We start from the raw sequence: 17,417 nt of genomic DNA, 5'->3' as shown, positions 1-17,417 counted from the left end.
AACGCTTAAGTGCCGAAATAAAACGATTAGTCCTTATTTAGGAGTGTTTGGAAAATGATTAATCTACTGTTAAAAACGACAATGGTTCTTGCCCTTGCTTTTTCCGGCTGGTTTTTCTATCAATGGTGGAGCGGGACGGAGGGTGTTGTTGCGATTGATGCAGAGACTGATCCTCCTTCCCAAGTAAAAGAAGGGGACCTTTCTGCAGGAGACTATGTCGCCGATCTGGTGATACCTGAAACTGGGAAAAAGTATCTGACGTACTGGGGAACAGAGGATGAAAGTCTGGACCAGGGTGTCGGGATGCATGTCAGCCAGTGGACGACGGCTCCCGATCAAGGCGGACATACAGTACTTAGCGGCCACCGTGATACAGTGTTTACGGAAATGGGAGACCTTGAAATTGGTGACACAATGACAGTGACTTATTCAGGAGTGGCGTACACATACGAAATTGAAGATATCTGGATTACCGATGCGGAAGACCGCACCGTTATTGTCGAAAAAGAGGAACCAACCCTTACTCTTACTACTTGTTACCCCTTCGACTTTATTGGCCCCGCCCCTGACAGATATATTATGCAGGGCTCACTGGTAGAGACAAGTGAATAAATCAAACACACTAAAAGCACCTGGGTAATTAAAAAGGTAAAACAGGATGCTCATCAGAATACAAATAAAAAACAAGCTCCTTAGCGGGGGCTGTTTTTTTATAAAAGAATTATTAGAATTTTCATTCATGCGGAACGCCTGTTCTGTTATAATGAGTGTATCTTAGTTGAAGGGAGAGTTGATCGTCTTGGAACTGACTCATACGCGACTTCTGACAGATAATTATAAGGAATGTTTTCTGTTCTACAGGGATGTTTTAGGGTTTGAAGTGTCGTGGGGAGATGAAAATTCGTTATATGGTCAATTCAGAGTAGGGACTGTCTCATTAGGGTTATTTGAACGGAAGCAAATGGCTGAAGCAGCGGGGACCGGCTTTTCTCTCGACGACCCGCACATAGACAGGACGGCCCTCATTTTTAAAGTGAAAAGTGTGGAGGATAAATATAACGAACTTAAAGAAAAAGTCACGTTCGTCACTAAACCTGTAGCACAGGCTGCATGGGGAATCAAAGTAGCCCATTTCAGAGACCCTGATGGCGCCCTTATAGAAATTTATGAGAATCTTTAACTTATTTTGAGGAGGTAACTATGAGTAAAACGCTGCTCGATTTCGAAAAAACTATAGATAAGGTGTCACAATTAAAAGAAATACATAGTTCACTGCTTATGGAACCTGTTGAAGAAGGGAAGTGGTCAATCAGGGACATTGTGGCACATCTCTATTACTGGGATAAATTTAATCTGGAAGAAATGGTCCCTGAAATGTCGACAGGTGCTGTGTTGCCTCCCTTTCCTGACCACGATCAGCATAACCAGCAAGCAATATTATCTGTAACAGACTACTCTCCGCACTTTATTATTGACTTATTTATTAACACGAGAAAAGAATTGGCTGACAATCTTTCCCGACTTGGAAAAGACGTAAAATTTACGATCGGAAAAGGAAAGCGGCAGTTTTCAGGGGAAAGTTTTATAAAGATCTTTGTTAAACATGACACGCACCATCTTAAACAAATTCAAAAGAAACTAAAAATAGATAATTAAGTAATCCATTCTAAACTTTCAAGAAAGGTGATTCCATGATTAATTATAACAGCAGGACATTTGTTTCGCAGTCAAACTCAGAAAACGGAGAAGTCTCGTCCTCCACTTACTTCCATTACAGACAAAATAAAAATATTCTTACTGCTGAATATTCAGGGGGAGAAATTACAGAAGGCAGGTTAATTGGGATTGTCCAAAAGGATGGTTCTATAACGTTCAGATACAATCACGTGAATACTGATAATGAGTTGAGGGGTGGGGAATGTTATTCAGTACCCGAAATTTTAAGTGATGGTAGAGTCAGGTTGCACGAAAAGTGGAAATGGCTTGACCAGGAACAGACGGAAGGCGAGTCAATAGTAGAGGAAATTTAGATAAAGGTCAGGGGGATCGGAGGCAGTTTACCGATCCCTTTAACTAAATCCCCCCATGTTAAAATATCTGTTGTGAATCCTCAGGTAAGTTTCTGACTTGTTTCAGGTAGGCTGTCATGTGTCTGTCATCGGCACTCGGGTAAGTATATTCGAAATGATCAGCAACATCCTGTGCAAGCAGGCGGAAAAGGCCGCAAGCTTCAAAAATGGAGGTCCAAAACCGCTCATAATTACCATCTGAATAAGTAGCTATATATCTGTTCCAATAAGCGGCAGGAAGATAATTCTTAAAATATTTTCCCATTTTACCCGTTGATATGTTAAAGCCATTAGTGATTCCTATCCACCAGGAAACCATGCCATCGAGGCACGGCCTAATAACATTTTCAAACATATTTTTGGCATAGGGTAATTCATCCCGCCAAATTCCTTTTGCCACATTTTGCAGGCACCACCAGAAATTATTTGCGCAGCTGTTAAAATGAGCTTCATCCGGTATTTTCACATGATAATCCCGGTCAGAAGGTGAAGGAATTGACGGAAGGCAGTTATCCTTGTCCAGTAATGGCACAGTCAGTTTGTCCTTCGCGTATTCTTCCCTCATTACTTCCAGCGTCTGAAGCTGAAGATCTATCCTGTTACCATCTTTAAAAAGCATCAAATAGCCGTAAGACCGGTCAACATTCCTTTGAAGGCCTGTAAGTAGGTCGTTCCTGTCAGGTTCCTGGAGCATCAGCAGGTCACCGAACACGTTTAGCCATTTTTTATTTTGAATAAAAGAGTCAGTTTCTTTCACGACATACACTATGTCATAATCCTGGAAAATATCGGAGGGGGCAGCAGGATTTGTCCGTGAGCCATTCATGTAAACTGCACGGATGCGGTCATCTTCCTCAGCTGTTCTTAAAATTAAGTGATACATTTCTTTTTCAGTTCTCATACGGTACCTCCGTATACAGTATTTTTTATAAAATTGCGGATCATAAAGAAAAGGCAGGCAATAGACGAGTAGCCTGCTCTTCTCCTAATTATTTGCTATTTAAACTTACTTTTCCAATTTTTAAAGCGGAACATATTCCATTGGTTCTGCGGCATGACTGTAGCCATTTTTCTTATAATAAGGAATACTCTCTTCACTCGGCCAAACGATAATAAACTCGTAACGGTTTTGCTTTGCCCAGTCATTAACACAGGAAAGCAGCTGGCTTCCGACACCTTCTCCTCTATAATCAGGCAGCGTATACACGTTTGTCATAAAAGCAAAAGGATGGGTGATTCTTCCAGGTCGTGGCACTTTTTCTACTAATTCTATGTAAATATGAGAAATGATTTGGCCCTCCGACTCCGCTACCCAGATGGCCCATTGGCGGCTTTCCAGCGCTTTTATTAGAAAGTCTTCACATTCATTTTCAAATTGACAGTAGGATGCTTCTTTAATCACGGAAGGGCTGTGAGACGTTTCAAGTGTAAAGTCCCACCTCATTTTCACTAATTGTTTGATATCTTTAGGTTCGGCCATTCTGATAGGCAATTATTTTCCCTCCTTAAATGGGTTTGCAGATGACAGGGCATTAAAACGCCTTTCCCGAAGCTGCGTACTTTTCGCCGATTTTTGAAAAAAACCATGCTGGTACGACTTTAAATTTCTAAAATTAACCATGATAGTTGATAAGACTGAAAAGAACAGAGGACAGCTAAAAAGCAGTATGAAAAGTTTGAACCTTTGTCCGGTCAAAAATTAGTTTAGTTCCCTTCGTAATAGTGTTCTGCAAAGGAATGCAATTTCCTTTAGAAACTGTAATAAACCGTTTGTTTTACTTGAAAGGAGAGACGCAAGGTGAGAAAAACCAATATCCAAGCGTGGTCAGAAGAATGGAACACGCTATTTTTAAAAGAGACAAAAGTGATGAAAAAGATTTTTAAAGACGAAATAGAAGAGATTCACCACATTGGAAGCACCTCCGTCCCTGCCATCGGTTATGCTAAACCGGTCATCGATATTTTAATTGGCGTTAAGGATCTAAGAAAGGTGGACGTTTATAATGAACAAATGCGTGAAGCGGGGTATGAGCCGAAAGGAGAGTATGGTATTCCCGGACGCAGATTTTTCCAAAAAGGAAATGATAACCGAAGCCATCATGTCCACATTTTTAAGAAAGGAAATGACCAAATAGACTCCCACCTCGCTTTCAGGGACTATTTATCCGCACATCCTGAGGAAGCAAAAAAATACGGAGATTTAAAAGTGACATTAGCTAAGCAGTTTCCTCACGACCATCATAAGTATCAGGCAGGAAAGAAGGAGTTTGTTTCCGGGTTAGCCGAGAAAGCAAACGAGTGGGCTGTGAAAAAATAAATGCGGATTTCGGAATAGGCCAACCTCCTCTATTTATAAAATGATTAAGGGAGTGCGATTCAACAGGGGAGGGATAAGCCGGTGTTTTTCCATATGAAAGAACTTCAGTATCACGCGAAGCCAAGCAGGCCTGATCCGATTTTTGCCAGGCAGCTCCAGGAAGCGTTAGGTGGCCAGTTCGGGGAAATCTCAGTTTCTCTTCAATATTTATTTCAAGGGTGGAACAGCCGGGCAGACGCAAAGTATAGAGATTTATTAATGGATGTGGGGACAGAGGAACTGGCACACGTCGAAATGCTGGCAACAATGATTGCGAGGCTCCTTGATAATGCACCGGTAGGCGACCAGGAAACAGCGGCTAAGGATCCTGTTGTTGGTGCAGTTCTTGGAGGAATGAATCCGCAGCACGCGATAGTGGCAGGGCTGGGTGCGATGCCTGCAGATATTAACGGCAACAGCTGGACAGCTGATTATATTATTGCGAGCGGAAATCTGCTTGCTGATTTCAGGGCGAACCTGAATGCCGAATCACAAGGCCGCCTTCAGGTAACAAGGTTATATAAGGCGACAAATGATCCCGCTGTAAAAGATATGCTTTCATTTCTAATTGCACGGGACACAATGCATCAGAACATGTGGAAGGCGGCAATAGCCGAACTGGAGGCTCAGGAAAATATCGTCGTACCGAGCACATTCCCAAGAGAGCTTGAAAAACAGGAAGTCGCATATGACTTTTACAATTTATCAGAAGGAGAGGAAAGCAGAAGAGGAAGGTGGGCATCAGGCAGGAGTATAGATGGACTTGGGGAATTCAAATATTATCCTCAGGGGGTGGCTTACGGGGATAAGCCAAAACTGTCCCCGGCACCTGACTATATTTTCAATACCCCGCCGTGGATCCGCCCGAAGAAAAAAGAAGAGTAATCGAGAGAGACCCATTCACTTGAGTGGGTTTTTTTAACGGCAAACCGCAATTAAAATTTATTATAGAGGTGAATAACCTTGGGTGCTATTGATGGAAAACACTACTTAAAGAGAATTGATGGATTAAACAATGAGATCTGGATAAATGGAGAAAAAGTTGAAGGCCCTCTGTCGGTCCATCCTGCATTTAAAGGAGTAATGGCCAGCCAGGCAAAACTTTATGATCTCCAGCATGATCAGTCTTTAAAGAACAAAATGACCTACACTTCTCCTGAGACTGGTGAACAGATTGGTCTGTCCTTTTTACTTCCTGCTAAAAAGAAGCACCTTAAAAAACGGCGTATGATGATTCAGGAATGGGCTAAAACAAATGCAGGCATGATGGGGAGAAGTCCTGATTATATGAATACAGTGCTGATTTCCCTTGTAAGAAACAACATGGATATATGCTGCCTAAAAAGGAACCTTTATTGGCAGCTATTCAAACCTTCCCGCGGGTATACCCGAGGATGATAGAAATTCTTCAGCTTCTCGGAGCAAGCGGCCTGATCTCTATTCCAACGGAAAAAGACTTTAATTCAGATATTAACAAGGAGTTAACCCAATATTTACAATCCTTTACCAAAAATGCGAAAGACCGTGTGAAGCTTTTCCGGCTGGCATGGGATACGTGTATGAGCGCCTTCGGTTCAAGACAAGTGTTATATGAACGCTACTTTTTCGGAGACCCTGTTCGTTTGTCAGATGATTTGTACGGAATATATGAACGTAAAAAACTGATGGATCGTATAGAAAAAGACTTTTTACGTGATTAAACTATTAGTAAAACTTTGCTTTATTATGGAAGATAAGCTTTCCCATGGTAAAAAAATCATTTTCAGGTGATTTTTTATCTCATAAATCTTAATTACCATAATTTATCAGAAAAATGCATAATTATTAACAATAATAATATTATGTAAAGTAATGCTGTTGTAGGAAAAAGAGGGTGCCAGACTGTGTGTCTTGATAAGTGGCCCCTCTGAAGCTCATATTAAGATGAAACCCATTCGCCGCCATTTACGTGGAGCGTCTGACCGGTAACAAAGCGGGAGTCATCTGAAGCAAGATAAACGAAAGTAGGTGCCATTTCAAACGGCTGGGCCATCCGTTCCATCGGATTAAAGGCTCCGAAAACGGCTACCTGATCTTCTGAAAAGCTTGCCGGAATTAGAGGTGTCCATGTGCGGCCGGGAGCGATGGCATTTACCCGAATCCCCTGGTCGATAACATTGTTAGCGAGAGCCCGCGTAAAACCGACGTTTGCTGCTTTAGTGGCAGTGTAATCGATCATTTGTTTTTCGCCTGCATAAGGGACGACTGACGCGGTATTGATAATTGAACTGCCGGTTTCCATGTGTGGAAGAGCAGCCCGGGTCGTGTAAAAGTGCGAGTAAATATTTACTTTAAACGTATCATCAAACTGCTCATCGGTAATATCAAGCAGACTCAACTGCTGAAACTGAATACCGACGTGATTACATAAAATGTCCAGCTGGCCAAATTTGTCTACCGTTTCTTTTACAATTCCAACAGCTTGTTCTTTTTCCCGCAGATCACCTGGCATCAGGAGAGCTTTCTGGCCAAGTTCTTCGATCCGGTTCTTCGTTCTTTCCGCATCCTCATGCTCATCAAGGTAGGCAATGGCGACATCAGCGCCTTCCTTGGCGAAGGCAATGGCCGCTGCCGCCCCTATACCGCTGTCACCACCGGTAATTAACGCTGTTTTGCCAGCCAGTTTTCCGCTCCCTTTATAGTGGGGGTTTTCGATAATGGGGCGCGGAACCATCAGACGCTCGAAGCCCGGCTGGCGAAGCTGCCGCTGTTCCGGAACACTGAGGGGAATATCTTCATACTTCGTAATTCTTCCATAGTTAGGGTACATAGGATAAGGCCTGCCTGAATCCGGCTGGCTGTGTTTATCATCTTGCTTCACGTTCTGTCCCTCCTTATCAAACTCTTACATAGCCTATGGGCTGAGGCTCACGTCTGTGCCTGCCTGATGTAAAAAGGCTAGGGGAGACGGGCGCAAATAGAAAGAGAGTGAATAACGTATAATGAATGATTTGAAAAAAGGAGAGGATTAATTTGCCAGAAGAGACTTACAGTCCGGAAGTCAGGCTGCTGTTATTAAATGAATCAGAAGAAACAGTAGATATGCTTTATAATGATAATCCTTTTACTTGGGAAATGCCTTTAATTGGACCCCGCCCGCCTTATTATGCTAATCCCCGGTATGACCAGTACTATCCTGTATTGTAATGAGCTGAGGGGGAAAGGTACAACTGCGGCGAGAGGCCAAAAGGAGAAGAGCGGGTTACACCAAGGGTATTAGTCTAAAGGTGTGAGCGTGGGGAAGGAAAAAAGAAGGCGGGTAAATACGGAGAGGTTAGCGCGACAGGAAGGTTTAAATGCCCCAACGGAAAGGTGATAGGAGTAAAAGGTAAAAAGAAGGCGGTGCAAATGCCAGAAGAAGTGGTTGAGGCGGCCGAAAGGTAAAAAGAGACAAATGCCCGAGATAACAGGTGTTCGGTGTGAAAGGTAAAAAGAGAAGCTTACCAACCTTGAAGACGGTGGCCTGCTCCTAAAATACTCCACCACATTGCTTTCCCAGGATCAAACGAGCTGATAGCGGCTCGTTTTTTTAGCTGAATGCTTTAATATCTTTTTCACCGTGTGTGATAAACTAAAATCATCACAATTTACTGACTTTTTCAGCGGCAAAAAATCAGGGGGGATGGTAAGAAGCTTATATTACGTGCCATAGAAGTAGTAAGAGACTGATATTGGAGTAAATCAGAGCACCAGGGGAGTTAAGGCACTTTAAACACTGAAAAAACTGAAGTGAGGCTATCAGTATGAACATTGCGATTGAAAAACTAAAACAGTCAGATGCTGAAAAATTATATGAATTTGAGTGCGTAAACAGGGCTTATTTTGAAACTATGATTCCAGGCAGGGGAGACGATTACTATGAATTTGAGACATATATTAAGCGGCATACCTCGTTACTAGAGGAACATTCGAAAGGTGTTTCTTATTATTATCTTATTAAAGATGCCCGTGGTTCTATTTTAGGGCGAATAAACCTTGCAGATATAAGTGAACAGTCCACTATTGGATATCTTGGTTACAGAATAGGACAAGCACAGTCTGGAAAAGGAATTGCCACTAAGGCACTGGGGTTATTTCTTAATATGATGAATGACAAAGGGATTGAAAAAATTAAAGCAAAGACGACAACTGACAATATAGGATCTCAAAAGATTCTGGAAAGAAACGGTTTCAAGCTCATGTCAACAGATGAAAAGATATTTGAGATGAATGGACAGAAGTTGCAGTTTATTCACTATATTTGGCCCGGCGACGATTAATAAAAAAGGGGTTCAGGTAATTTTTAAATAGGGTCTTACCGGTGCTAATAAGGTACTGGAAAATGAAAGCACCGATTATTACTATTTTCGGGAAGTGCCTTTATTGAAAAGCAACTTACTTATGCAAAGGAGACAAGTAAGTGGGTAATAAACCGAAAATAAGGTCCACTCAGAAGGCAGCACGGGAAGTGAGCAGGCGATAAAAATCGGATATGACCCACTCAGCAAGATAAGCCATTACCGAGAGGGCGATAAAACGAATATAAGATCCACTCAGTCACGGCTAAGGCTCCCGAGTAGGTGATAAAACGAAAATAACGTCTACTCTGGTTCATCCCCCAGTTTAAGAGCCCACACCTTTCCTTTGTTAAACGTCCATCGTTTTATTTCAGAAGTTTTGATTCAAACGGAAAGTCAGAAAAATTTTCTACCCCATCTTTTGTCACTAGAAGCTGTTCTTCCAGTTTAACGCCTTCCTTACCACCTGAAGCGCCTATATAGCTTTCCACAGAGAGAACCATATTTTCCTCTATGACGCCATCGTAGCCTTTTTCTTCAAAGTCTTGCGGGTAGACGATATAAGGGTATTCTCCGCTAAGCCCTGTTCCGTGAGCGACTGTGAAATAGCGGTTAGCAAAGTATTCACTGGGAATTTTCCAGCTTTTTTCTGAATACTCCCGGAACGTCATTCCCGGCTTAAGGAGTTCAATGTTATATTGGATTTGTTCATATGCTGTTTGATAAAGGCGCTTCTGCTCATCCGACGGTTCGCCGTCTCCGCAATAAAACGTCCGGCTTATATCAGTGAAATAGCCAAACGGCCCATTCATGTCCGTATCAAACGCTACTAACTCCCCATCTTGTATAACTTTATCACTGCATTCCTGAAACCAAGGGTTAGTACGGCTGCCTGAACTGAGAAGCCGCGTCTCAATATAGTCTCCGCCTTGGATAATATTCGTCTGGTGTAAATGTGACCAGAGCTCGTTTTCAGTAATTCCAGGTTTTAAAGCCTGCTGCATTCTTATCATGCCTTCTTCGGCAGTCCGTACAGAAATTTTCATTGCTTCTAATTCCTGCTTATTTTTAATACTTCGAGCGTGTTCAATTGGTTCTTGCCCATCAAATAACTCGATGCCTTCTTTACTCAGTTCAATAGCCCCGGCAGCAGGAATGTAATCAACTGCAAGCCTGTTGTTTTCCCCGGCGTGTGTCCTCATAAGGTCAGCGATTTCACGGGCCCATTCTTTAGCATTGTCCTGCAGGGAGTCTCCTGAAGCGACATAAGTCAACGTGATCGCCGGTCTTACTTCATCAATAGTTTCAAGGCCTTCAGACAAGTGTTCACAGTTAGGAAAGTCAAATAAAGTAATTGGACCTTCAACAGGGATAAAGGCATAGCGAGCCGGATTTCTCAGCATAAATACTTGCATGTTCCGGCTCCCGGTAGCGTAACGGAGGTTCACAGGATCAAAAATGACTATTCCTCCATAACCTAAGTTTTTCAGCTGCTCACGGACTCTTCCCAGTCGGTACTGGCGCATGCGCACAAGATCAATTTGAGTTTTGTCATGCCTGATACTTGAAAGTTTACTCAACATTTTTCTCCTCTCTCTGTTTATTTGGTGAACATATTACAATAAGTTAAATCTTATTGCAATAAGTTTCGTGGGTTACCTGCCAATTTCCACCCGGTAATTAAAGGATTCAGGTTTGTATCGTGTCCGGCTGTATTCAATCGGACATCCATCTGTACCGATTGTCGTTCTGGATATATCTATCAGTGCTTCCCCGGGGATGATTCCTAAAAGATCAGCTTCATATCTGCCAGTGTTTGCTGCAGAGACGTTTTCTTTAATCGTTGAAAAATTGACCCCGTGCTTTCCTAACGAGGGGAATATATCGAAGGTCTCTGACTCTGAAGGTTTTATTAGCTCTCTGATATATTCCGGTACAAATAACTGCTGGTAGGCTATAGGCTTTCCATCAGCAAGCCTGATCCTTTCCAGATAATATACTTCTTCTGAATCATCCAGCTCTAAGTTTGCTTTGGCTAAAAAATGCGTGTTTGTCAACTCCGCCCTCAAAACGGTTACGCCCATGTCATTCCCTGACTCATGATGGATGACACCGGGGTTAGCGAAGTCCTCTGCCGGTGCCTGGCGAATTCGTGCCGGCATCCCTCTCCTGGTCTCCACTATTCCCGTTTGGGCGAGATCCCGAATAGCTTGTCTTATAGTCGTACGGCTGACATTAAATTGTTCCATAAGCTGGCTTTCTGAAGGAATTGGATCCCCCGGTTTCCAAACCTCTTCTTTAATGTTAGTCACTAATTTATTTTTAATTTGCACATACAAAGGCAACTTTCTTTGATTTTTGGACATATGAACTGCTCCCTTATTAACTCTTTATTTCTCATTGTAATCGTGAGCGGGAGGAATGAAAAGAAGACTGCAAGTAAAAAAGGAATAAGGAGAAAGAGCGTAGAAATACATACTGGTTAAAAAATATCCAGCGGGCCAATTTAGAATGGTTAGCGGAAGGAGATTGTAATGAAACAATTGTATAAACCTGAAGGCTATAATTCTGTCTCACCTTATTTAGTGGTGAATGGCGCGCAGGAAATAATCGATTTGTTAGAGGATATTTTTAAAGCAGAAACTTTAAGAAGGTTTGACATGCCAGATGGCTCAGTGATGCATGCTGAGGTAGTTATTGATGACTCGATTATTATGCTTGGCGATTCTTCTGAACAGTTCCCGCCTAATACGCATTTGCTGCATGTATATGTAAGTGATGTTGATAAAACATACAATCAAGCCATTGCATCAGGATGCCAGGCTATAGAATCCCCTGTTAAAAAAGACGGGGACCCTGACAAAAGGGGAACCTTTAAAGATTTTGCAGGAAACATATGGTCTGTAGCAACCCAGGTTGACCCTGATAATTAAAGCCAAAATAATTATTCCGGAGGTATTGCCGCTCACGGAAAATTGTGAAACTATCTGGAGAGGAAGGGGAGTAGGAATGATTACATTAAACCCCGTTGGTTTTGCTTATAATAAAAGGCATCAGGTGGAAGATGATTTTTGGGGAGAAGTGCTTTCAAGAATAGTCATTGATCAATCACTTCCGGAAGAATCTTTAAATGACATTGAATCATTCTCTCATTTGGAAATTATCTATTACTTTCATAAGGTAGAGAAAGACAAACTGATCACAGGAGCCAGACATCCAAGAAATGATATAACTCTTCCGAAGGCAGGCATTTTTGCCCAGCGGGGGAAAAACAGACCGAATCAGTTAGGGCTGGCATCAGTTAAGTTATTAAAAAAAGAAGGCAGGGAGTTAGTCGTAAGCGGTCTTGACTGTATTAACGGCACACCGGTTTTAGATATAAAGCCTGTCATGAAAGAATTTTTGCCGGCAGGGCCAATAGAACAACCAGCATGGACAAACGAGATTATGAAAAATTACTGGAAATAAGCAGTTTGCTGAGGAGGCCACCAATGAAAAAAGTCAACGAAGCGTTAGCTGTTATCCTTGAAGACTGGCAAAGGATGCAGGAGACAGAAGGGGATGAAGGAGAGGAAGCGGCTGAAAGGTTTGAAGCTAATTTTTATGAGTTTGCCCGGGAATTTAAACGCTGGTACCACAGTCTTGATCACCCGCCCCGAACCTTGGATGAATTAGAAAGTATGGAAGAAGTGTCACAGATTCAGGAAGCGCTACCTGGACCTCTTCAGTTAAATTTCATGATAGAAATGGAAGAGATTATTGACGGCATTGACACCCAGCGCTTTGATTAAGCCAGGAACTTTACAGTAAAAAATAAAGGAGATACATATGTTTAAATATGAGCTTAATAATAATACAGAATTACGTTTGCTGGAGCCAAGGCATGCTGAAGAACTTTACCGTTTGACGGATCACTCAAGACATTCCCTTCGTCAGTGGCTTCCCTGGGTGGATTTCATTAAAACAGCAGACGATTCAAGGGAATTTATTAAAGTGTCATTAAAGCAATTCAGCCAGACTAACGTCTTTCAGGCAGGGATCTGGTATAAAGGAGAGTTGGCAGGAGTCATAGGTTTACATCGGATTGACTGGGCTAATCAGTCGACGTCTGTCGGGTACTGGCTAGGGGAAAAATATGAGGGTAAAGGTTTAATGACGGAGGCTTGTCGAGCAGTCGTCAATTATTGTTTCACTGACTTAAAGCTAAAGAGAATTGAAATCCGTACGGCAGTAGAAAACTATAAAAGTGCCGCGATTCCAGAGAGGCTCGGGTTTAAAAAAGAAGGCTGCTTAAAAAGCGCGGAAAAATTGTATGACAAACATGTCGACTGCTATGTGTTCGGGTTAATAAGAGAAGAGTAGAACCCGGTGATTTAAATTGAAATTTTTAAAAAAGATAACGGAGGAGGTTTTTGGAAATGGGAGCCACCAGGCTTAAACGAAATCAAACGAAGCATGCTGCCGAGGTGTTGAGCAGAGCTTTTTACAATGACCCGTTAATGATATACCTTATTCCGGATAATAAAGAACGCAAAAGAAAACTCCCAAAATTAATTTTAAAGGTTGTCCGTTACTGCAGGTCATTTCATACAGTTGAAACAGATGATAACTTTAATGGGGTCGCCTGCTGGCTTCCTCCCGGCAGCACAGGTTTGAAATATGGAAAAAAGATCATGTCAGGTTCACTAGCTGTGCCATTTTTGTTAGGGTTCAGAGGTTATAAAAGATTCCTGAAAGTGATGAGAGTGCTGGATCAATTGGAAGCTAAGCACGTGCCAGAGCCTCACTGGTATTTATTCATGATAGGAGTAGATACAGGAGCCAGGGGGAAAGGCACAGGAAGCAAGCTGATTGAGGCGAAATTTAAAGAAGCAGAAAGAGAAGGCAGCCAAGCGGCCTATTACTTGGAAACGATGAATGATAAGACGTTACCACTATATAAGAAATTAGGCTTTCGAGTGTGTGAAACAGTCACAGTCGAAAATGGAGAGAGCCATCCTCTTAAAATATGGGCGATGAAAAAGGATTAACTATGGTTTGGTTTCATTCCTTAGTTACGATAACAATATTATGTAAACTTATTTCATCGGGCCCTTTTTGTTTTCAATAATATTATTATGTAAACACCACCTCTTCTGAAGATACTTTTCTAACATGCCCTTTTTTCTTTACAATAGAGCGTTCCCTATTAAATGAATTAACCTGTAGAGTGTTTTTAGGGAAACTCTCTTTATTTACGCTAATAACCTGATAGATACGCCGTTTCTTCATTTCTTCCCTTTGAATAAGCTGTAAAAAAGAAAAAGGGTGGGATGAAGCAATGAGGGAACCAGGGAAACTATTAATATGCTTTAAGAAAAATGCAAAAGGCGTATCAAAGGAGGATATTCATAAACAGGTTGGCACTAACTGCCTTAAAACACTCTCTGAAGTAAGTATCGATATCGTCAATGTTCCTGAAGGGGAAGAGGAAAAATTCAATCAGGTGTATTCAGAACGTGAGGAAGTCGATTTCGTTGAGTATAATTATATAAGAAAACCGACATACATTCCAAACGACCCTTATTATTCCAAGGGCGTCAACACAAAAAATGATGGTGTCATTAATCAATGGGGGCTGCAGAGGATTAATCCGGGAGGGGCCTTCAACAGGGTAAAACATTTAAGGCCGAACAGGAAAATTGCGATCCTTGATACCGGCATCGATCCTGAACATCCTGATTTGGCATCTAAAATAACGGATGGGGTAAACGTGGGGCCCGGGCAACCTGATGATATTACTGACAAAGCTGGCCATGGGACACATGTTGCGGGAATTGCCGCAGCTCTGACAGATAACGAGACTGGTATAGCAGGAGCAAGCTTTAACACTGCTATGATTATCCCGGTTAAAATGGGCGATGGCTGGTTTACTTCAGAGTCTATGATTGTAGGAATTTGTTATGCTATTGATAAAAAAGCAGATGTCATTAATATGAGTTTCGGCGGGCCTGAATTTAACAGAGCAGAGCAACTGGCAGTTGAAAGAGCTTATAAAAAAGGGATTTTACTCGTGGCGGCCACTGGAAATGACGGGTTAGACACTCCCCATTACCCGGCCGGCTATAATTATGTATTATCCGTAAGCGCGACTGATAGACGAAACAGTCTGGCATCGTTTTCGAACCAGTCTTCATCCCCGGGTATCTCCGCCCCGGGAACGGCAATCTTATCAACGACACCAACTTATTCTATACGAGGGATTAAACGGCACTATGATTCTATGCATGGGACATCTATGGCTGCTCCATTAGTAAGCGGTACTGCTGTTATGCTGAAAGCTGTTAATCCGAACGCATCCAATGCAGCTATTATTCGGGCCATTCAGAAGTCAGCCCGCAGTATTACTGATTCGACGTCTGACAGGGTTCCTTCTTTCGGATTATTAGATGCTTCCAATGCAGCACGGCTGATTTAAAACCCACGCAGATGAACAGGACCGGCAATACACCGGTCCATACATATAACTATCAGGAGACAGTTGGTTCAAGAACTGTCAGCGTATTGTCGATCGTGTTCAGGTTAACTGAGGCCCCTATCGGAATAGCTGCTTTATAAAAACCGTGTCCAGTGGCCAGATTAACCATGAGAGGTTTTCCTAATGGAACGAGCAGTTCATTAATTAAATCTGCATACGTTGTTCCGTAAGACACAAGGCAATTTGTACATTCTCCCATTATAATCCCTTCACAGTCCTCGAACTTGCCGGCCATTAATAATTGAGTTAAATAGCGGTAAATGGTCGTCGTAGGAGAATTGATTTCTTCCAAGAATAGAATTTTATCCCTCGTGTCAATTTCCAAAGGGGTCCCCAGTGTATTTACAAAACTGGTCAAGTTTCCACCGACTATTGGACCTGTCACATTCCCCGGAACAAGGCTGCTTAACTGTAAAGGAGGCGGATTGAGTATAGCTCTCGGCGACAAGATAGTAGAAACCGCTTCATAAAACTGATCAAAGTTATATGCAGGTGTATCTGGCCTGAAATCAATCAGCATGAGACTGTGAAACGTTATTAAATCGCTGAATTGGTATAAAATATTAAGCAGAACAGTCAGATCGCTGTAACCCGTTACTATTTTAGGATTGGCTCTAATAAAGTCATAGTCGAGGAAAGGGAGGAGGCTTTGAACGCCAGTCCCTCCTCTTGTCGGCAGGATCAGTTTCACGTCTGGATCGGCAAACATGCTCATCATATCTTCGGCTCTCTGTTCGGCAGGCGCTGCGGTTATTCCTTCAAACGAATAGACATGCCTTCCGAAAACGACATTAAAACCGAGCTCATTCAATGTCTGGACTCTGGCGTTAATAATATCCGCATCCAGCGGGCTTCCGGGTGTCACTAATCCAATTGTATCTCCGGCTTGGAGGATTGGTGGTCTTGTTGCCATGAAATATCTCCCCTTTTACGGTTCTAAATTAGTTAAACAAGGGCACGTTTTAATTAAAATCATATGAAAGGTATTTTTTTTTATTTGCCAATTATGAAAATACTTTATGTTGGATTGAAGTCCAGTGAACGCGCCGGAAGTAAATAAGACAGATAAAGGAGATCAATCAAATGATAGTGAGAAAACTGGCCAGCGTTGAAAATCCGCCCATGGCGCTGCTGTTAACGGCTGATCCTTCCAGGGTGCTTGTTGAGGAGTATTTGGAGAAAGGGGCCTGTTTTGTGGCGGAGAAAAACAGAGAGGTGATTGGGGTATACGTGTTGCTTCCTTTAAAATATGATAGTGCAGAAATTAAAAATATTGCTGTCTCTCCAAAGTATCAGGGCAAAGGAATAGGGAAAAAACTAGTCAAGCACGCCATTGAGGAAGCTCGAAAAAGAGGATTCACTACCATCGAGATAGGCACAGGGAATTCTAGTATCGGACAATTAGCCCTTTATCAGAAATGCGGTTTTAGAATTAGTAAAATAGAGAAAGGTTTCTTTACAGAGAATTATTCAGAAGAAATAGTGGAAAACGGTATTGTATGCAAAGATATGATCCGGTTATCGATGAAGTTGTAAGGAACCCCCCCTTGGATTTTGGCATAACAAGGGGGAGGTTGAAGATACAAAGAGGGCTACCTGTTAACGACGTTTAGCAAGTTGCCGTCAGCATCAACATATTGGCCGTCTTCGTTTAGAAACGCAGCAGCTACTTTAATCGCTCTATTTTCTGAAGATGGACCTATATGGAGTTTATAGTGAATCGGATGATGATCCTCATGAACGTGCTCCGGCTCTTCTGAGATTATAATATGTTTCCCGTTTGGTGTTTCGATGTAATGTTCGTGAGCGTTTACCCCTCCTGCAACAGAGAGCAATCCAACAACTATTAAACCTGACACTATTTTTTTCATATACATACCTCCATTTATTAGGTGATCTGCTGAAGTTTTATTTTACCTTAACTTTTTATCGAGCAGAACGGGACTTTGTTTACTTTTTTGTATGTAAGGTGTTGCTTATTTCACATGCTATAGTCATAAACTACAGGTATTTATCCCTGGTCTGTTAACCAGGCTATGAAAGCCTAATATTAAAAAAGAGAGTGGATACAGATTAGAAAGGGAACAATGGAAATAGGACTCCGGGTTACAATTAACAGAGTGATAAACGGAACTTTCTTGTTTCAGAGGAGGTCTATA

24 protein-coding genes are annotated in these 17,417 nt (G+C 42.1%); 17 read left to right on the top strand and 7 right to left on the bottom strand.

The genetic code is table 11. From position 1 onward, the window contains the following. Positions 1-54 precede the first annotated feature (54 nt). From K8O68_RS19025 to K8O68_RS19010, 4 genes are all read left to right on the top strand, one after another. Positions 55-612 (top strand): class D sortase, encoded by a 558-nt coding sequence (locus K8O68_RS19025; protein ID WP_230898355.1) that lies wholly within the window; start codon positions 55-57, stop codon positions 610-612. A gap of 187 nt (positions 613-799) precedes the next feature. Beyond that, positions 800-1,180, top strand: coding sequence for a VOC family protein (locus tag K8O68_RS19020; protein ID WP_230898354.1), 381 nt, complete (start codon positions 800-802; stop codon positions 1,178-1,180). Between the two features lie 20 nt (positions 1,181-1,200). Beyond that, positions 1,201-1,656, top strand: a complete 456-nt coding sequence (locus K8O68_RS19015) for a DinB family protein (protein WP_230898353.1) — start codon at positions 1,201-1,203, stop codon at positions 1,654-1,656. Between the two features lie 35 nt (positions 1,657-1,691). Next, positions 1,692-2,030, top strand: a complete 339-nt coding sequence (locus K8O68_RS19010; RefSeq protein WP_230898352.1) for an avidin-fold protein — start codon at positions 1,692-1,694, stop codon at positions 2,028-2,030. Between the two features lie 58 nt (positions 2,031-2,088). Here K8O68_RS19010 and K8O68_RS19005 read toward each other — a convergent pair whose 3' ends face one another. Both K8O68_RS19005 and K8O68_RS19000 read right to left on the bottom strand, forming a co-directional pair. Further along, positions 2,089-2,970 (bottom strand): aminoglycoside 6-adenylyltransferase, encoded by an 882-nt coding sequence (locus K8O68_RS19005; RefSeq protein WP_230898351.1) that lies wholly within the window; start codon positions 2,968-2,970, stop codon positions 2,089-2,091. A gap of 120 nt (positions 2,971-3,090) precedes the next feature. Further along, positions 3,091-3,561 carry a GNAT family N-acetyltransferase gene (locus tag K8O68_RS19000; protein ID WP_230898350.1) on the bottom strand — a complete coding sequence of 157 codons (471 nt, stop codon included), beginning with the start codon at positions 3,559-3,561 and terminating at the stop codon, positions 3,091-3,093. A 306-nt stretch (positions 3,562-3,867) separates the two neighbouring features. Between K8O68_RS19000 and K8O68_RS18995 the strand changes: the two genes are divergently transcribed. The 4 genes from K8O68_RS18995 to K8O68_RS21675 all read left to right on the top strand — a co-directional run bounded on the left by K8O68_RS18995 (position 3,868) and on the right by K8O68_RS21675 (position 6,125). Then, positions 3,868-4,386, top strand: a complete 519-nt coding sequence (locus tag K8O68_RS18995) for a GrpB family protein (RefSeq protein ID WP_230898349.1) — start codon at positions 3,868-3,870, stop codon at positions 4,384-4,386. An 81-nt stretch (positions 4,387-4,467) separates the two neighbouring features. Beyond that, positions 4,468-5,310 carry a manganese catalase gene (locus K8O68_RS18990; protein ID WP_230898348.1) on the top strand — a complete coding sequence of 281 codons (843 nt, stop codon included), beginning with the start codon at positions 4,468-4,470 and terminating at the stop codon, positions 5,308-5,310. A 78-nt stretch (positions 5,311-5,388) separates the two neighbouring features. Next, positions 5,389-5,823: a 4-hydroxyphenylacetate 3-hydroxylase N-terminal domain-containing protein gene (locus K8O68_RS21680; protein ID WP_370640548.1), complete on the top strand. Its 435-nt coding sequence runs from the start codon at positions 5,389-5,391 to the stop codon at positions 5,821-5,823. Then, on the top strand, positions 5,757-6,125 hold the full coding sequence (locus K8O68_RS21675; RefSeq protein WP_370640547.1) for a 4-hydroxyphenylacetate 3-hydroxylase C-terminal domain-containing protein: 369 nt from the start codon (positions 5,757-5,759) through the stop codon (positions 6,123-6,125). Before K8O68_RS21680 ends, K8O68_RS21675 begins: the two co-directional genes overlap by 67 nt. A gap of 218 nt (positions 6,126-6,343) precedes the next feature. Here the strand turns inward: K8O68_RS21675 and K8O68_RS18980 are convergent, their stop codons facing one another. Beyond that, the gene (locus tag K8O68_RS18980) at positions 6,344-7,234 is read right to left on the bottom strand and encodes an SDR family oxidoreductase (RefSeq protein WP_230898750.1); all 891 of its coding nucleotides are present in this window, start codon (positions 7,232-7,234) and stop codon (positions 6,344-6,346) included. Between the two features lie 203 nt (positions 7,235-7,437). Between K8O68_RS18980 and K8O68_RS18975 the strand changes: the two genes are divergently transcribed. Beyond that, the gene (locus K8O68_RS18975; RefSeq protein WP_230898347.1) at positions 7,438-7,611 is read left to right on the top strand and encodes a hypothetical protein; all 174 of its coding nucleotides are present in this window, start codon (positions 7,438-7,440) and stop codon (positions 7,609-7,611) included. Between the two features lie 596 nt (positions 7,612-8,207). Continuing rightward, positions 8,208-8,723, top strand: coding sequence for a GNAT family N-acetyltransferase (locus K8O68_RS18970; RefSeq protein WP_230898346.1), 516 nt, complete (start codon positions 8,208-8,210; stop codon positions 8,721-8,723). A 383-nt stretch (positions 8,724-9,106) separates the two neighbouring features. Here the strand turns inward: K8O68_RS18970 and K8O68_RS18965 are convergent, their stop codons facing one another. Continuing rightward, complete coding sequence (locus tag K8O68_RS18965) at positions 9,107-10,324, bottom strand: M24 family metallopeptidase (protein WP_230898345.1); 1,218 nt, start codon at positions 10,322-10,324, stop codon at positions 9,107-9,109. A gap of 72 nt (positions 10,325-10,396) precedes the next feature. Then, a complete protein-coding gene (locus K8O68_RS18960) occupies positions 10,397-11,107 on the bottom strand; it encodes a GntR family transcriptional regulator (protein WP_230898344.1) in 711 nt (236 codons plus the stop codon). A gap of 168 nt (positions 11,108-11,275) precedes the next feature. Here K8O68_RS18960 and K8O68_RS18955 point away from each other — a divergent pair, with 168 nt between their 5' ends. From K8O68_RS18955 to K8O68_RS18930, 6 genes are all read left to right on the top strand, one after another. Then, the gene (locus tag K8O68_RS18955; RefSeq protein ID WP_230898343.1) at positions 11,276-11,674 is read left to right on the top strand and encodes a VOC family protein; all 399 of its coding nucleotides are present in this window, start codon (positions 11,276-11,278) and stop codon (positions 11,672-11,674) included. 76 nt (positions 11,675-11,750) lie between these two features. Next, positions 11,751-12,209 (top strand): SAM-dependent methyltransferase, encoded by a 459-nt coding sequence (locus tag K8O68_RS18950; protein ID WP_230898342.1) that lies wholly within the window; start codon positions 11,751-11,753, stop codon positions 12,207-12,209. Positions 12,210-12,232: 23 nt separating this feature from the next. Then, entirely contained in the window at positions 12,233-12,532 is a 300-nt protein-coding gene (locus tag K8O68_RS18945; RefSeq protein WP_230898341.1) for a hypothetical protein, read from the top strand. Between the two features lie 37 nt (positions 12,533-12,569). Continuing rightward, a complete protein-coding gene (locus K8O68_RS18940) occupies positions 12,570-13,103 on the top strand; it encodes a GNAT family N-acetyltransferase (protein WP_230898340.1) in 534 nt (177 codons plus the stop codon). A 56-nt stretch (positions 13,104-13,159) separates the two neighbouring features. Continuing rightward, a complete protein-coding gene (locus K8O68_RS18935; protein ID WP_230898339.1) occupies positions 13,160-13,771 on the top strand; it encodes a GNAT family N-acetyltransferase in 612 nt (203 codons plus the stop codon). 290 nt (positions 13,772-14,061) lie between these two features. Next, entirely contained in the window at positions 14,062-15,198 is a 1,137-nt protein-coding gene (locus K8O68_RS18930) for a S8 family serine peptidase (RefSeq protein WP_230898338.1), read from the top strand. A 52-nt stretch (positions 15,199-15,250) separates the two neighbouring features. Here K8O68_RS18930 and K8O68_RS18925 read toward each other — a convergent pair whose 3' ends face one another. Then, positions 15,251-16,171 carry a S66 peptidase family protein gene (locus tag K8O68_RS18925; protein ID WP_230898337.1) on the bottom strand — a complete coding sequence of 307 codons (921 nt, stop codon included), beginning with the start codon at positions 16,169-16,171 and terminating at the stop codon, positions 15,251-15,253. A gap of 170 nt (positions 16,172-16,341) precedes the next feature. Between K8O68_RS18925 and K8O68_RS18920 the strand changes: the two genes are divergently transcribed. Continuing rightward, a complete protein-coding gene (locus tag K8O68_RS18920) occupies positions 16,342-16,794 on the top strand; it encodes a GNAT family N-acetyltransferase (RefSeq protein ID WP_230898336.1) in 453 nt (150 codons plus the stop codon). Positions 16,795-16,850: 56 nt separating this feature from the next. Here the strand turns inward: K8O68_RS18920 and K8O68_RS18915 are convergent, their stop codons facing one another. Continuing rightward, on the bottom strand, positions 16,851-17,129 hold the full coding sequence (locus K8O68_RS18915) for a hypothetical protein (protein WP_230898335.1): 279 nt from the start codon (positions 17,127-17,129) through the stop codon (positions 16,851-16,853). Positions 17,130-17,417: the final 288 nt, after the last annotated feature.

Source organism: Salipaludibacillus sp. CUR1 (assembly GCF_021028955.1).
Classification (GTDB): Bacteria; Bacillota; Bacilli; order Bacillales; family Salisediminibacteriaceae; genus Salipaludibacillus.
Note: the sequence above shows the minus strand (reverse complement) of the source record. Positions and strands in the feature narration are given on the sequence as shown.